Here is a 14555-nt window from a genome sequence, read left to right as displayed (position 1 = left end):
ATTTCACTAAAAACTGCTCGAGGTACACCAACCAAGCGCTGGAATTCAGAATCTGAAAAACGATTTAATTTCTGATATTTCATGAAATCTATATTGAGGCAGTTTTTACTTTCGCAAGAGGTCTATTTAATCTTTTTATAGTCATTCCCTAAATCTATACATTTTTTCACTATTTACTGGCTATTTTTCTATTTAATTCATCCTATTAACTTATGCCTAAATCATATAAATCTGAATAAAATTTTATGTTATTCCTATATCTAAATAAATTTTTTCAAATTGATCTGCATATTCCTTAAATGGATTCAAGCATTATAGATGTCAAAAATATCAATTCGTGACTTATGGATTATTTTAGCCGGTTATCTGGCGGCCATGCATGTCGGTAAACTGTCTGCTGTTATTCCCATTCTGCAACAGGATTTAGGCTTAAGTTTTACACAAGCCGGGTTTTCTCTATCTTTAGTGCAAGGGGCTGGGATGCTGTTTGCCCTTTGTATTGGTGCTTTTTCGGAAAAAGTGAGTTTAAAGCGCTGCCTGATTCTGGCGTTAATCATTTTAGGACTGAGCAGTATCGCTGGCCTCTGGATTCAGCATGCCACAGCCTTATATTTCTTCCGCTTTACCGAAAGTATCGGATTTTTAACTATTTCCTTGTGTGCGCTGCAATTGTAAAACGGATCAGCCAGCCTGAAACACTGAATTTTAAAATGGGACTCTGGAGTTCCTATATGGGCGTGGGTGTCAGTCTGGCTGTTTTTATTATTCCTGTTTTACTCGAATACCTGAACTGGCAAAATATTTGGGCCATTCTCGGCAGTCTATGCTTGATTATTGCAGGCATCATTAAACGATATCTACAAATAGATTCAGCAGCATGTGCACCCAACAGGACGACTCAACCAGCACCATCAAATACTTCATTCTGGCAGATTATCATTGGTGGAATCATCCCGACCACTGTTTTTGCTATTACTTTGCAGCATGCCCCACGCGCCAATGCCGTAGCAGCCAGTATGGGTCTGGTTTTACAGCTTTCAGCCTGTGCTCAATTTTTTGGGCCGCCTTTGAGCGCAGCACTGGTTTCGACCACACAGAATTGGGCTTATATCGCGGCAGTTACCGCCAGCCTCTCCATATTAGGAATCTTAATGATCTTGTTTTTATTCAAGCGTTATGCCCAATAAAAAAGAGCCTCGGATGAGGCTCTTTTTTATTATTGAAAGCTTAGGCTTGATCCAGACCGGCTTCCAGTACATCAAACAGATCATCTGCAATGGAGGTACCAAACTGGGTATCAATTTCACGGATACAGGTTGGACTGGTGACGTTAATCTCAGTGACATAATTACCAATCACATCCAGACCAACAAATACCAAGCCTTTTTCTCTGAGATAAGGACCCACTTGCGCTGCAATGGCTCTATCATTCTCAGTTAATGGACGCGCTTGACCTAAGCCACCTGCTGCCAGATTGCCACGCACTTCACCATTTTGCGGAATACGGGCCAGACAATATGGCACTGGTTCGCCATTGATCATCAGAATACGCTTATCCCCTTCTACAATTTCAGGAATATAACGCTGTGCCATAATCGGCTGGTTACCATTGTTGGTCAGAACTTCAATGGTTGAGCCGATATTAATACCATCCTGATAGATACGGAAAATTCCGGTGCCGCCCATACCATCCAATGGTTTTACAATCACATCAACATGTTCTTTTAAAAATTCACGGATCAGGCTTTGTTGCGACGTTACCAAAGTCGGAACTTGCAGATGCGGGAACTGAGTAGCAAACAGCTTTTCATTGCAGTCGCGCAGGCTTTGCGGTTTGTTGATAATCCATGCCCCTTCACGTTCTGCCTGTTCCAGAATATAAGTGGTATAAACAAAATTCATATCGAATGGCGGATCTTTACGCATCAGCACCACGTCATAAGCCGCAATCGACTCTTTTTTCTTTTCACCCAGTTCGTAGTAATGGTTATAGTCTTCAAATACCTGCAAAGGCGAGATCAGACCAAAGGCCTTACCTTGGTCGATATATAAATCTTGCTGTAATGCATAACCGAGTTCATGTCCACGGCGTGCAGCTGCCCATAACATGGCCATGGTTGAATCTTTTTTCAGGTTTACATTTTCGATGGGATCCATCACAACAAGTACGCGCATGTCTGTGTGCTCTTTCTTAAAAATACATTAGCAAGGAGTATAGCCTGTGCAGTTTCTTTTGTTTATGGTGATTTTGCATGACTAATTTTGTATAAATGCTTAAATACTTTAATCAACAAGAGCATTTATCATGCAGCAGGCAATTGTCGGCTTTCATCTGGATGAAGAAAATCATTGGGTCGCTGAACTGACCTGTGGTCATGGTCAGCATGTGCGGCATGATCCACCTTGGCAAAACCGTCCTTGGGTCATGACCGAACAAGGCCGTAAAGAAAAACTGGGCGTCTTATTGGACTGCAAAAAATGTGAAATATACGAAGATTAATATCTTCTAAATCAAATCAGTATATACTCACCCTAAGTATTTTATCTTGACATAAAATTGATTAAAAACCTGAATAAAAAATAATAATACCTTGTTTGCAAATGCATCTAATTTTATAATTTAACGATTATTTTTCGAAATCATGGTTCCCAGCATAATAATAAAGGTACTGACCCCACCAATCAGTAAACTCATCAGGGCAATTTCCAAGGTGATTTTATGATGCCAGCTCTGATCGGGAATCCAAGGCAAATGCAAATTTTCCCCAAAGATAAAGTTAATAGTACATATAATCAGAAAACCAATTGTTGTAGAGATTAGTAAAGTCACCACTAGGTTTTTCCACATCTTGTAGCCCACTAGCATGACAATAATGGCTAAACCTACCACCATTATAATCGATACAAATAAAACACTGTTCCAGTAATCCATTCCTAGCACTCTTATTTTAAATTAATTAAAATTATGAAATTCTTATAATTAATTACTTAATGTTTATTTTAATATAGACGGATTACAATTTGTAAACAATGATCATAACTATCTTATTCATTTTATTTGTAAAGAGACTTTATGAGGTTTAATTCATGCTTTAATGAGTTTCTTTTAAAAATATTGTTCTTTTTTGATAGAAAAATTTTGATCAAGATTTATATATTGAGAAGAACATTTAGATGAATTTAATTTTGAAGAAGATAATATAACTTATCGAATTTAAAGTTTATCTAGATCAAAATTTCTATCTTATCATTTCTTTCAAATACAGTCGTCTGAACAGAATTTTTCTTCTCATAAAAAGTGAAGCCTTAGATTACTAAGACTTTACTTTTTATCTGGTGAATCAGGTCTTAGATTCCGTATTTCACACGATAAGCTTCCATCTTCGCCAATGCATCATTATCGCCTTTTGCATCTAGGTAATTCATTAAATCTTTCATGGTAATCAGTGCATGTACTGGGATTTCTAGTTCTTTTTGCACTTCCTGAATGGCGGATAATTCACCTTGGCCTTTTTCCTGACGGTCAAGAGCAACCAGTACACCTGCAATTTGTGCACCAGCATTTTTCAGGATAGTGACCACTTCACGAATCGCAGTACCAGCTGTGATCACATCATCAATGATCCAGACTTTTTTCCCTTCCACTGAAGCACCTACCAGCACACCACCTTCACCATGATCTTTGGCTTCTTTACGGTTAAAGCCCCACGGCACGCTTACTCCATGATTTTGAGACAGTGCCACTGCTGTAGCTGCTACAAAAGGAATGCCTTTGTATGCTGGTCCAAAAATCACTTCAACATTGTCACATCCAGTTAATTTTGCAGCATAGCCAGAAGCCAGTAATGACAAGGCTTCACCGTCATTGAGCAAGCCAGCATTAAAAAAATAAGGACTCACACGTCCTGATTTTAAAGTAAACTCACCAAATTTAAGCACACCACGTGATAATGCGAGTTCGATAAAAGCTTGCGGGTTAAACTGAGCTGGCGTTGACATGAGGTGCTCCTAAATCCATTAATTAAGGGTAAGACTTGCGCATGATACCAAAGAGTAGCTATCCAGGTGATCAAAAAATTCTTCGTGTCGTTTCAATTAATGTCAACGGTTTACGTTCCTCTGTCAGCAAGGGCTTGTTAGAGTGGATCGAACAGTCTGATGCCGATGTGATCTGCATGCAGGAAAGCCGGATTACCCATGCGCAGTGGACTGACAAATTCAAGCCTGAAGGCTGGTATACTCACCTGTTCCCTGCCGAGCGTCCGGGTTATGCCGGTACAGCGATTTACAGCCGTCTGCCTTTTGTTTCGATTACCGATGGGCTGGGTTTTGAACTAGCTGATTCTCAAGGCCGTTTTATCTCGGCAGAATTTGACTTGGGTCTGGAAAAAACAGCGCATATCTGTTCCCTGTATTTACCTTCAGGTTCTTCGGGCGATGAAGCGCAGGCACGTAAAGATCACTTTCTGGAAGAATATGCAAAAATCCTGAAACAGTGGCGCGATGAAGACAAATCCATCATTGTCTGTGGTGATTACAACATCGTGCATAAACGTATTGATATTAAAAACTGGTCGGGCAACCAGAAAGCCTCGGGCTGTTTACCGCAAGAACGTGCCTGGCTGGATCATATCTATGATGAACTCGGTTACGTGGATACTTTCCGTGAAGTCCGCAAAGAAGCCGAATTATACTCCTGGTGGTCAAACCGTGGACAAGCACGCGCCAAGAACGTGGGCTGGCGGATTGACTATCAGGCCTGTTCCCCGGACTGGAAAGACCGTACTGTAAATGCCTGGGTCTATAAAGATGAATGGTTTAGTGACCATGCACCCGTAATTATTGACTATAAAATCTAAAACTGACCTAAAGATTGAGTGAACAGTTGTTCACTCAATTAAGGCTTATCTCTTACATGACATGACGTATTTTTTGGGTTTATCTCAATGTAATAACATAGCATTATAGCGCTACGGCACAAGGACATGTCAGGACGACAACATAAGGACAGGACGCCGTAGGACGAAAATAAAACAGACTATAGATTTAGCTTGTTTTGCATGGATGTGACATTGGACGTTGGATTGAGACCCGCATGATCAGGATGATTAAATGCGGGTTTTCTCTTTCTATCATTCCCAAATTTTTATTTTTCTTATTATTTAGATTGTTCTTTTTCTTGCTGCTCATATTAAAGCTGCTTGATGTCATTTTGATGACATGACTTTTCTGCTATTTAAAATTTTTTCCTTTTTTTCATTTGCTTTTGCATGGTCTGCTGCTGCCAATTTGGTTAAGCTAGTTCATGATTTAAATTTTTTAGATGGCAGCTATGTTAAAAATTTACGGAATTAAAAATTGTAGTTCGATGAAGAAAGCCTTTGATCTGCTGACTGAGCAAGGTCTGAGTTATGAATTTCATGATTATAAAAAACAGGGCATCGATGCTGAAACCATCAAAACCTGGCTGGATGCCTTGGGTCAGGATGTAGTCCTGAATAAGAAAGGCACCACCTGGCGTAAACTTACTACTGAAGAGCAGGAAAATGCGCTTGCCAATGAAAATAATCTGATTACCACTTTAACTACTCATACCAGCTTAATCAAACGTCCGATATTACAGACCGCAACTGGTTTTATCGCTGGTTTTGACGAAGCCGCTTATCGAGAGTTAAAAGACCAATCGTTCGATAAACGGGAAGAATAAAAAAAGCCTGACAGAGGTCAGGCTTTTTTTATGGTAGTTTTTAGAGAACGGTTCTGATCCGTTATTTGGCACGAATCCAGGTCTGGTTACGACCTAAAGCAGACACGCCGATATAACCGCGTAGCTCAAGCTTCTTGCCACCATCTGTCAGGTTGCCTTTCAATTTGTAAGTTTTACCAGATTTTGGATCTAGGATCGAACCACTGTCATAGCTGGTTCCGCCTGTATTTTTCAGGCCTTTCACAATCGTCAAACCTTTCAGCGATTTATTGTGATACGGACCTTCACATTTTGTACAAGCATTTTCTTCACCCGGTGTTAATACCGATTGGATGCTTGCAGATAATGTCCCATTTTTTTGCTCAGTAAATTTTACTATAGCCTTTGGTTGTTTGGTTTCGTCGTCAATCGTTTTCCAAACGGTACCATTTAAAGGATCTGCAGCATTGGCCAGCGCAGATAAGCCGAGTAGTCCTAACATTAGCGTAATTTTTTTCATTTTTCTTCATTTCCCTAGTCTGAGATAGACCGATGTAGTATTAAAAAGTCACAACATTTTTGCAATTTTTACCTGTGACTATTTAGTGTAACCTTGTAAACATTGTTGGTAAATAATCAACATAATCAATAAAAGCAGAAAAAGATGGAAAGAAGATGAAGATGAGCCCCGTGACGAAACAATTAATTACAGAAAGTCTTTTAAAAGCGACCATCCGCGCGCCTAGTCGGTTCAATCTTCCTCCAAGCTCCTTACGGGTCGCACTGGAGCAGATGTGCAAGATTTTTCCGCAAGATAAGTCCGTACAAATCCGTTCGCTCCGGCTGGCAGGTGTACATGCCGAGGAAATCAAACCACAGCAGGAATCCAGCCAGCTGATTTTCCATATTCATGGTGGTGCTTTTTATCTCGGTTCCTTAAATACCCATCGTGCCTTTATGACCCAGATTGCCGCTCGCACCCAGATGCAGGTACTGCATATTGATTATCCTCTGGCTCCTGAATCTGCTTATCCTGAACCTTTGGAGGCCCTATTTGATGTCTATAATCTGTTATTAGATCAGGGCATTCAGGCTAAGGATATTATTCTGTCCGGAGATTCGTGTGGTGCTAATCTGGCGTTGGCATTGGCACTCAAATTACAGCAGGAAGGCCTACCCCAAGTGAGTGGGCTAATTCTACTTTCCCCTTTCCTTGATCTGACCCTGACCAGTGAATCACTACGCTATAATCAGAAACATGATGCCCTGCTGTCGATTGAAACCCTGAAAACCGGGATTGAGTATTATGTACCGAGTGCAATGGATCGTGGCGATCCAGAGATTTCCCCATTTTTTGCCGATCTCAGTGGTTTGCCGCCGATACATATACAGGTGGGATCTAAAGAGATTCTGCTGGATGATGCCACACGCTTCAAGGAAAAAGCGGAACAGGCGGGTGTCGAGGTTGAATTCAAGTTATATACCGGCATGTGGCATAATTTTCAGATGTTTAGTGCCTGGTTTGAAGAGGCTCGACAAGCGCTGGCGGATCTCTCAGAGTTTGCTCATCGTCTAGATCGAGACTAGAAATTTAGAAGAAGCCATAAAAAAGGTCAGCAATTGCTGACCTTTTTGTTCATTAATTTTCTATCGCTTTTTAGATCTGGCTTACCTGCGCCATCGCCGTTTCAATTGCCTGCTGTTTCGCAGCATCGCCCATATTGACGCCTTCAGCACGAATCACATGCACATCAGTTACACCAGTAAAGTTAAATACTGTTTTCAGGAAAGCTTCCTGGAAATCGACCGGGCTTTGTTCGCCATAAATACCACCACGGCTACTGGCAATATAAACTTTCTTTTCACCTGCCAGACCCACTGGGCCATTTTCTGTATATTTAAAAGTACGCCCTGCCACACTAATGCGGTCAATCCAGGCTTTTAAGGTAGAAGGTAGACCGAAGTTATACATAGCGGCACCAACCACCACGATATCCGCCTGTAAGTACTGCTGTAAAATCTGTTCACCTAAAGCCGCCTGCTCAAGATTCTGACCCATCAAAATTTCAGCAGTTAAATGTGGGATCGGCCGTGCAGCCAAGTCCAGATATTCGAGCTCAACTGCTTCACCATGTTTCTGTTGAAGCTGTCCCACAATAGCTTGAGTCAACTGACGAGAAATAGAGGCATCGCCTAAAATACTGGAATCGATCTGTAAAATTTTCATTGCTTAATTTGGTCCGTTCATTGTTCGGGAATAGACATAGCTTAATAAATTTTAAATAATGAAATAATGGGGTTAAATAAAACACTTCATTGCGTATTTAGAACAATAAATTCCCAACTTAATTTTTCTCCTTTTTTTTAATTTTTGATAAATATTACTGATTATCAATGAATTAATTTTATGTTGTATTTCTGTAAATAATTAAAGCAATATTTTTCCATCTTTTAAAAACTTAGCAATAACAATAAAGGTCAGACCTGTTGTATGAAGCGAATGTCAGCAGTATTACAAAAATTCCAGAATCATCGACTCAAGAAATATCTGATCGAAGATGAAGTAGTGATGAGCTGGGGGATTTTGAAAAAGTGTATCCTGATGCTGGCACTTGGCTGTGGCATACATATAAGCTGGCTAAGTTGGGATCTGTTTGTCCTGTCACATCCACAATACTGGCAGCATGTCCATATTGACGTTGTTTGTTCCCAGGTTCACATGAATGGCCTGTTTTTACTGGCGCTGGTTCTTTTGATTTATCCCTGTTATAAATTTCAGGGCAATGCGCTAATAGAACGATATTTTCCCTATCTGGCAGTGGGTATCTTTGTGGTTTCCCTGTGTCGGGATGCGTATATCGTAGGCATGATTAGTCCGGAGCCACAATTGCCTATGTCTGCCTGATGACGGTAGGACTGGTCCTGTTTCACCGGAGACTGATCTATAGCATGCTGATTCCGGCCTCACTGTTTCTGGTGACTTGTGCCTATTTAAGCTTTAACCAACAACTGCCTTATTCACCACTCTTTAATATTCAGGACCAGTTTTTCCATAATAGCTTCTGGCTATTATCAATGCTGTATTTTATCCTGCCGATTCTTGCTGTCTGCATGATTTTATTTGAGATTTTACTCAGTCAATGGCGCTATCGTGAACAGCTGATTAACCATCTCAGCCAGATTGATCCCTTGACCAACTTGTTTAATCGCCGCAGCATTAATCAGTGTCTAGATCAGTTAAATAGTACTGCGATTTTTAACTATGCCCTGGTGCTGCTGGATCTGGATCATTTTAAAAAGATCAATGACTACTATGGACATCACAAGGGCGATGAAACACTGGTACAAGTCAGTGCGGTACTGAACCAGCAATTACGTGAAAGTGATGTGGTGGGCCAGTTCGGTGGTGAAGAATTGATTCTGGTCCTGAATAATTCCAGCCTGGAAAAAGCTCAGCAGGTTGCAGAGCGTTGCCGAAGCGCGATCCAGCAACTACAGATTTTTAGTGATGAAGGACAGTTAATTCCGGTGATTGCCAGCTTTGGTATTGCTATTTCAAAACCAGAATTACGCCCGCAGCAACTCCTGAGCCAGGCCGATCAGGCCCTTTATCAGGCCAAAGTCAATGGACGGAATCAGGTGAAATCTTATCTGGAACCTCTAAAAGTTCAACCGGCCTGATATTTTCGGCTTTATTCACTTTAAAGCATGTACCAGAAAAGTTTTAAAGTGAATGTTAGAGCTGTTCTAAACGCTGTAGCTGTGCCAATAACTCTGCTCCATTAAATGCACCTGTCAAACGTAAGCTGCGAATCTCCTGCTGCTGAGTATCGAGAAATAAATAGGTCGGTGGTCCCAGAATTTCCCATCGATTAAGTAAAGTCTGATGCGTAGCATCATACTGACTAAGATCGAGCTTGATCAGAAAATAAGGGGCTAAGGCCTGCTGAACAGCAGCTGCCTTTAATACTTTATGTTCAATCGGCTGACAGGCCACACACCAATCAGCATAGACATCAATAATGACCTTCTGCCCTTCCGGTACTATAGCCAGTAACTGTTCAAATTCAGTAGCTGTTTTTGCTATATGCCAACTCGCCTGTTGTTGGGCAGTTTCAACAAAAAAGCGCTGACTATGTTGATACTGACTATATGTAATATAAGGCACGGCGATAGCCAAACAGATGATATAAAGCCAGCGCAGTCCGGTATTTTTCCAGAATAATCGTGCCAGAACATAGGCAACAAAGCTTAAGCCCAAGCCTAGCGACAACCACTGCAATGCAGCTTCTGAAATCAACGGACGAATAAAATACAAGGCCAGAGCCAGCATGATGAAAGCAAAAAGCACTTTCACCTGATTCATCCAATGCCCGGCTCGGGGTAGGATGCGTGCTCCCATAATACTGGCCAGCAGCAACGGAGTGCCCATACCGAAACCCAACGTAAACAACAGCACTGCGCCTTGCCATTGGTTCTGGGTCTGGGAAATAAACAGTAATGCACCAGCTAATGGTGCCGTCATACAAGGCCCGACCAGCAAGGCAGAAACAGATCCCATAACCGCAGCGCTGACCAGAGTTCCCCCTTGCTGCATCGCCTGAACCCGGTCCAGACGCTGCGTCAGACGCTGTGGCATTTTAATTTCAAACAGGTCAAACAGGTTGAGGGCAAATACCACAAATAGTGCACTAAATGCCATGAGGGTGGCAGGTTGCTGTAACCAGCGCTGAAAGTTGAGTCCGGCTGAAGACGCGATCAAGCCCAGTACCGCATAGACTGTGGCCATACTGCTTACAAAGCTTAGGGCAATCATCCAAGCCTTGATGCCTTTGCTATCACGAACAATCAGTGAAGTCAGAATTGGCAGCATCGGCAAAGAGCATGGCGTAAATGCCAGCAAAATGCCCAAGCCAAAAAACAATAGTAATCCATAAGCTAGCGAACTTTCAGCGAGACGTGCAGACCATTGCTGATCTTGTGCCGAGTCACTGCTAGATCGTGTAGAAATGACTTCGACGATTTTGCTGTCTGTATTTCCTGATTCTAGATCATCAGCAGAATTTGCCATAATCCGGTTGTGTTGCGAGGAAGAGCTGCTTAGATCCAGTAACCTTTTATTACCCGAGCTAGTAGATTCAGATTGCACCAGACCGGATAAGTCAGTCTTGAATTCAATGGTTTGAGGAGGATAACAAAGCCTGTCTTTGGCACAGCCTTGCCAGCTGACCTGATAAGTTTGACCCGCCTGTGTCGGAATCTGAACTTTTAATTGCTGATAATAAACCTGGGTATGACCATAGTTTTCATCATATAGATCTTCAGCGGGTGGTAATTGCAAGGTCATCGGCTGACTTCCCTGCTTTAGTTCTACCTTATGCTGATAAAGATAATAGTTTTGCGGAATTTCCCAGCTAAGTTCAGCCTGTTGCTGAGTGACTGAACTGATACTCAGAGGGAAAGCCTGCTCAGGCGAAAGCAAAGGTGCTTCTGCCTGAGCAATATTGCTAAGCAACACTGTGCCCAATAAGACTGGAGAAAATACTTTTCTCCCGATCTTAAACCGTAGTACTTTGGTCATATCGAAATAAGAGCAGCTTAGAATAGGAACGATACGCCCAAGCCTGAGAAGTAACCTTTATTCTGACCTTCCAGATCCACCCCGACACTGGCATCAAGCTGTACCTGATCATTCAATGCATACATAACGCCAGTGCCTAGCGCATATTCATTATCCTGACTTTCGGCTTTGCGATAAATCAGTTCTGAATAACCTGACCAGCGATCAGCAATCTGATAGCCTAAAGTCGGAATCGCAGTAATCGCCCAGTTGCTATCCTGCCATTCATAACGCATGGTCAGTGCAGTATTCACCAAATCATTATATTGATAAGCAACTGCTGAGCTCAGACTGTAAATATCTTCTTCATTGCTAAAATTAGCATTACCTGTGGCAATAATGGCTTCAGCCATCAGCGCCATACTGAGTTTTTCATCATCCAGATCAATGGCTTTTTTCAGGCCAATACTGACATCGCCTAGACCGTCATCCTCTTCAGTCTGGCCATTGAACTTGGTTTGTGACCAAGCCGGACCGGCCCAGCCTAAACGTAATTCCAGATCATCAGTCAAACCGGTACGCAACAAGACGTCGGCATTTAAAGTGGTTTTTTTCAGCTTGCTTCCATCCTCAGTCGCTTCACTATAAGAGAAACTCGGTAAACCCTGTTCCCAAGCTAACTGACCCACTGGAACTGTACTGGTGCCCAGACCTTCACCTGGTCGGTCAAACTCTACCGCTGCACAAAGCTGTGCACTCACACCCATCAGTGCCATCAAACCCAATATTCTTAAAGTTGTCTTCATCTTGCTGGAGCTCTTTCTTAAAATTTAATGTAATTCCTTGGTCATTTTTGCGCCATGACTACGCAATAATTCTAGGGTCTGTTTTTCTTCTTCCAGTGCTTCTGCCCAGTTAATTTCATCAAAATCACAATCAAAGAATAAATCACTAATCGATGACAAGATGGTTAAACCTTCTTCATCCTTGCTGTTTGGATTGACTTTTTCTTCTAATAGGCGCTGCACTGCAGGTACACAGGCTGCACTGGCCGCATCCCAAAGCGGGCCATAAACCTCTTCAGCATCCCAGAGATGCAAATTGACTTTGGCCTGAATCAGCGCTTCCAGAATCTGTAAATGTACATCCAGACGTTGCTGTTTTTCTTCGGCAGTTAATGGACTACCCGCTTCATAAGCTTCGCACACTTCTTCCCACCATTTGAACAGACCATCCGACCAGATGGAAATAACTGGACCTTTTTCCAGATCAATAAAATTCGGGTTAAGTCCATCTGCCAAAAGCTGTTTGACCTGACCCAGATTAAGTTCTTCGAGTGCTTGCACAAAAAGCTGTTGTTGCACAGTTAACATGATGGAGCTCACTTCAAATTCGTTTTTCACTATTATGCCGAATAAAGCAGGATTTGTTTTGTTCACATTCGTTTATTTTATCTAAAATTGAAAAAAGCCCCGTAGGGCCTTTTTCATCTGCAAATTATTTATTGTTCTAGATCTATACCTGTATCTTCTTCCGCAAGTTTTAGCGGAGTGCTACGTACGTTATCTTTTTTCTCAATCACATGTTCCAGACTGCGTTTTAAACGGTCAATAGCACCATGAATGGCAGTATCAACATTATGACCATGATGGTTCACGACAATTGGCTTCAAGCCGGCAGGACGTGCTTCGATCATGCAGCGAATATCGTCATCGCCTCCTTTGGCGGCATTTTCATCGCTAAGATGCACTGAGAAATGGGTAATACGCTCACTGTGGCGCTGGAATTCCTGATTTAATTCGGTACGAACGTAAGTAATTAGACGATCACTATTGCGAATGTTTTTATCGGTACGGAGTTCAATGTTCATAAAATACCATCCTCAAATCATTTTAACTTTTTAGTGCAGAATTTTTATCTTGGCACGTGTATAGCTTGCTGTTTTATATTGCATTTCACATCTTCAAATCGCTTTGGATAAAACCCTCCAGCTTGAATGATGAACACATTTTTGAGTCTGCAGAACCGTGTTCCTATACTTCGAATATCGGTCCTCTGTTGAAAATATGCAAGTGATATTTTGATTTTTTTAGCAAAAGGACAACCGATCGTGACAACTGCTTACCGGATCATGATTGACCTTCCAGATTTGGGACAATCGAAATACTATTCACATGACTTTCCCAAAATTAAAGCAGTCTTTGCCCTGTTCATAGAGGATCTATGTCTTTACTTTAACCAGCTTCAAAATTGAATCTCTATTCTTAAAATTAATTTAAATATAAAGACTTAACTTCATTTAAATATCCTATAAACCTTCTTCTCCCAATATCTCAAATTATCATCAGCTCAAGACGATGAAATATTTCTGTCAACGATCAATTTTGACTTTATTTTTACTTATTAATCTGTATCCTTAAGCTGCTTTCTCGGGGGAGATATTTAAATGAAATTTACACAAATCGCGGCACTTTGTGCATTCGCTTCAACAGCAGCTTTCACTCAGGCAGCAGTTTGGCAAGATTTTAGTTTGTCAGCTTTATATGGTGAAAACTATAAAGCACCATTTGCAGCGGGTAATGAAAAAATTGATCAATCAACCATTACTGCTGAATATGCAGCTGGTTTAAAATATGGTGATATCTTCGCCTTTGCTGACCGTACCAATAATGACTTCGGTAATGAAACTTACTTCGAAGTTGCACCGCGTTTAAGTTTAGGTGCAGTCACTGGTCAAAAGCTTGAACTTGGCCCAATTAAAGACGTACTTATTGCGACTACTTGGGAAGGCAATAGCGGTGCGAGTGACTTTAATAACTACCTATACGGGATCGGTTTTGCACTTGATATTCCATATACTAGCTATGCAAATATTAATTTCTACAAAGCTGACAATGACCTGCAAAAAGATGATTATCAAATGACGATCACTTATGCAGTTCCATTTAAAATTGGTGGCGAAGAGTTCCTGGCAGATGCTTTCCTGGACTGGTCAACCGCTGAAGGTCCTGATCAAAAAAGCGAATTGAACTGGACTTCACAATACAAATGGAACGTTGGTAAGCATATCTCTCCTGAGACTAAACTTTACCTCGGTATTGAACATTCTATTTGGAATAACAAATTCGGTACTGACATTGATCAACACGATGTCAGCGCATTGGTTAAATACCACTTCTAAGTTTGTCTTGTCCTGAAATAGATTGACAGTATTCCACTTCAAACCGAGTTAAGCAATTAGCTCGGTTTTAGTTTGCTCATACGTCTGATTCGGGGTGTTCATATTTAAACTTAAATGTGGTCTATAGC

The 14555-nt window shown here is 41.4% G+C and carries 14 protein-coding genes and 2 pseudogenes; 7 read left to right on the top strand and 9 right to left on the bottom strand.

All coding sequences use genetic code 11. The annotated features are described in order from the left end of the window. The first annotated feature begins 318 nt into the window (after positions 1-318). Positions 319-1187 (top strand): annotated as a pseudogene (locus tag FTV12_RS15355) (MFS transporter). Between the two features lie 40 nt (positions 1188-1227). Here the strand turns inward: FTV12_RS15355 and gshB are convergent. Beyond that, positions 1228-2175: a glutathione synthase gene (gene gshB, locus FTV12_RS15350; protein WP_004781477.1), complete on the bottom strand. Its 948-nt coding sequence runs from the start codon at positions 2173-2175 to the stop codon at positions 1228-1230. A gap of 130 nt (positions 2176-2305) precedes the next feature. Between gshB and FTV12_RS15345 the strand changes: the two genes are divergently transcribed. Then, positions 2306-2500 carry a DUF3565 domain-containing protein gene (locus FTV12_RS15345; protein ID WP_180034294.1) on the top strand — a complete coding sequence of 65 codons (195 nt, stop codon included), beginning with the start codon at positions 2306-2308 and terminating at the stop codon, positions 2498-2500. 120 nt (positions 2501-2620) lie between these two features. Here the strand turns inward: FTV12_RS15345 and FTV12_RS15340 are convergent, their stop codons facing one another. After that, on the bottom strand, positions 2621-2932 hold the full coding sequence (locus FTV12_RS15340; protein ID WP_004781472.1) for a hypothetical protein: 312 nt from the start codon (positions 2930-2932) through the stop codon (positions 2621-2623). Between the two features lie 416 nt (positions 2933-3348). Then, the gene (gene pyrE, locus FTV12_RS15335; RefSeq protein ID WP_034705445.1) at positions 3349-3999 is read right to left on the bottom strand and encodes an orotate phosphoribosyltransferase; all 651 of its coding nucleotides are present in this window, start codon (positions 3997-3999) and stop codon (positions 3349-3351) included. A gap of 41 nt (positions 4000-4040) precedes the next feature. Here pyrE and FTV12_RS15330 point away from each other — a divergent pair, with 41 nt between their 5' ends. Next, the gene (locus tag FTV12_RS15330) at positions 4041-4859 is read left to right on the top strand and encodes an exodeoxyribonuclease III (protein WP_180034295.1); all 819 of its coding nucleotides are present in this window, start codon (positions 4041-4043) and stop codon (positions 4857-4859) included. 473 nt (positions 4860-5332) lie between these two features. After that, positions 5333-5707 (top strand): Spx/MgsR family RNA polymerase-binding regulatory protein, encoded by a 375-nt coding sequence (locus FTV12_RS15325; protein WP_180034293.1) that lies wholly within the window; start codon positions 5333-5335, stop codon positions 5705-5707. 61 nt (positions 5708-5768) lie between these two features. Here the strand turns inward: FTV12_RS15325 and FTV12_RS15320 are convergent, their stop codons facing one another. Beyond that, positions 5769-6206 (bottom strand): DUF2147 domain-containing protein, encoded by a 438-nt coding sequence (locus FTV12_RS15320; RefSeq protein WP_004781465.1) that lies wholly within the window; start codon positions 6204-6206, stop codon positions 5769-5771. A gap of 155 nt (positions 6207-6361) precedes the next feature. Here FTV12_RS15320 and FTV12_RS15315 point away from each other — a divergent pair, with 155 nt between their 5' ends. Further along, complete coding sequence (locus FTV12_RS15315; protein WP_180034292.1) at positions 6362-7273, top strand: alpha/beta hydrolase; 912 nt, start codon at positions 6362-6364, stop codon at positions 7271-7273. A gap of 70 nt (positions 7274-7343) precedes the next feature. Here FTV12_RS15315 and FTV12_RS15310 read toward each other — a convergent pair whose 3' ends face one another. Then, positions 7344-7913, bottom strand: coding sequence for an FMN-dependent NADH-azoreductase (locus FTV12_RS15310; RefSeq protein ID WP_180034291.1), 570 nt, complete (start codon positions 7911-7913; stop codon positions 7344-7346). A gap of 264 nt (positions 7914-8177) precedes the next feature. On the opposite strand from FTV12_RS15310, the pseudogene FTV12_RS15305 reads away from it, so the two are divergent. Next, a pseudogene (locus tag FTV12_RS15305) lies at positions 8178-9367 on the top strand (GGDEF domain-containing protein). A gap of 55 nt (positions 9368-9422) precedes the next feature. Here FTV12_RS15305 and dsbD read toward each other — a convergent pair. The 4 genes from dsbD to FTV12_RS15285 form a co-directional block, all read right to left on the bottom strand. Further along, complete coding sequence (gene dsbD / locus FTV12_RS15300; protein ID WP_180034290.1) at positions 9423-11267, bottom strand: protein-disulfide reductase DsbD; 1845 nt, start codon at positions 11265-11267, stop codon at positions 9423-9425. Between the two features lie 17 nt (positions 11268-11284). Beyond that, positions 11285-12052 (bottom strand): transporter, encoded by a 768-nt coding sequence (locus FTV12_RS15295; RefSeq protein ID WP_180034289.1) that lies wholly within the window; start codon positions 12050-12052, stop codon positions 11285-11287. Positions 12053-12076: 24 nt separating this feature from the next. Then, on the bottom strand, positions 12077-12619 hold the full coding sequence (locus FTV12_RS15290) for an ankyrin repeat domain-containing protein (protein WP_180034288.1): 543 nt from the start codon (positions 12617-12619) through the stop codon (positions 12077-12079). A 128-nt stretch (positions 12620-12747) separates the two neighbouring features. Continuing rightward, positions 12748-13116: an HPF/RaiA family ribosome-associated protein gene (locus FTV12_RS15285; RefSeq protein ID WP_180034287.1), complete on the bottom strand. Its 369-nt coding sequence runs from the start codon at positions 13114-13116 to the stop codon at positions 12748-12750. A 576-nt stretch (positions 13117-13692) separates the two neighbouring features. Between FTV12_RS15285 and FTV12_RS15280 the strand changes: the two genes are divergently transcribed. After that, positions 13693-14427, top strand: a complete 735-nt coding sequence (locus FTV12_RS15280) for an outer membrane protein OmpK (RefSeq protein WP_180034286.1) — start codon at positions 13693-13695, stop codon at positions 14425-14427. Positions 14428-14555 lie beyond the last annotated feature (128 nt).

This window comes from Acinetobacter sp. YH12233 (genome assembly GCF_013417725.1).
GTDB lineage: Bacteria > Pseudomonadota > Gammaproteobacteria > Pseudomonadales > Moraxellaceae > Acinetobacter.
This window is presented reverse-complemented; position numbering and strand designations above follow the sequence as displayed.

What these genes read in the sequence shown, in the direction of transcription:
- FTV12_RS15330 (WP_180034295.1), top strand. Translation starts at nt 4,041, where the DNA reads ATGATACCAAAGAGTAGCTATCCAGGTGATCAAAAAATTCTTCGTGTC.
- FTV12_RS15345 (WP_180034294.1), top strand. Translation starts at nt 2,306, where the DNA reads ATGCAGCAGGCAATTGTCGGCTTTCATCTGGATGAAGAAAATCATTGG.
- FTV12_RS15310 (WP_180034291.1), bottom strand. Translation starts at nt 7,913, where the DNA reads ATGAAAATTTTACAGATCGATTCCAGTATTTTAGGCGATGCCTCTATT.
- FTV12_RS15290 (WP_180034288.1), bottom strand. Translation starts at nt 12,619, where the DNA reads ATGTTAACTGTGCAACAACAGCTTTTTGTGCAAGCACTCGAAGAACTT.
- FTV12_RS15295 (WP_180034289.1), bottom strand. Translation starts at nt 12,052, where the DNA reads ATGAAGACAACTTTAAGAATATTGGGTTTGATGGCACTGATGGGTGTG.
- FTV12_RS15315 (WP_180034292.1), top strand. Translation starts at nt 6,362, where the DNA reads ATGAAGATGAGCCCCGTGACGAAACAATTAATTACAGAAAGTCTTTTA.
- FTV12_RS15285 (WP_180034287.1), bottom strand. Translation starts at nt 13,116, where the DNA reads ATGAACATTGAACTCCGTACCGATAAAAACATTCGCAATAGTGATCGT.
- FTV12_RS15325 (WP_180034293.1), top strand. Translation starts at nt 5,333, where the DNA reads ATGTTAAAAATTTACGGAATTAAAAATTGTAGTTCGATGAAGAAAGCC.
- FTV12_RS15320 (WP_004781465.1), bottom strand. Translation starts at nt 6,206, where the DNA reads ATGAAAAAAATTACGCTAATGTTAGGACTACTCGGCTTATCTGCGCTG.
- FTV12_RS15280 (WP_180034286.1), top strand. Translation starts at nt 13,693, where the DNA reads ATGAAATTTACACAAATCGCGGCACTTTGTGCATTCGCTTCAACAGCA.
- FTV12_RS15340 (WP_004781472.1), bottom strand. Translation starts at nt 2,932, where the DNA reads ATGGATTACTGGAACAGTGTTTTATTTGTATCGATTATAATGGTGGTA.
- gshB (WP_004781477.1), bottom strand. Translation starts at nt 2,175, where the DNA reads ATGCGCGTACTTGTTGTGATGGATCCCATCGAAAATGTAAACCTGAAA.
- dsbD (WP_180034290.1), bottom strand. Translation starts at nt 11,267, where the DNA reads ATGACCAAAGTACTACGGTTTAAGATCGGGAGAAAAGTATTTTCTCCA.
- pyrE (WP_034705445.1), bottom strand. Translation starts at nt 3,999, where the DNA reads ATGTCAACGCCAGCTCAGTTTAACCCGCAAGCTTTTATCGAACTCGCA.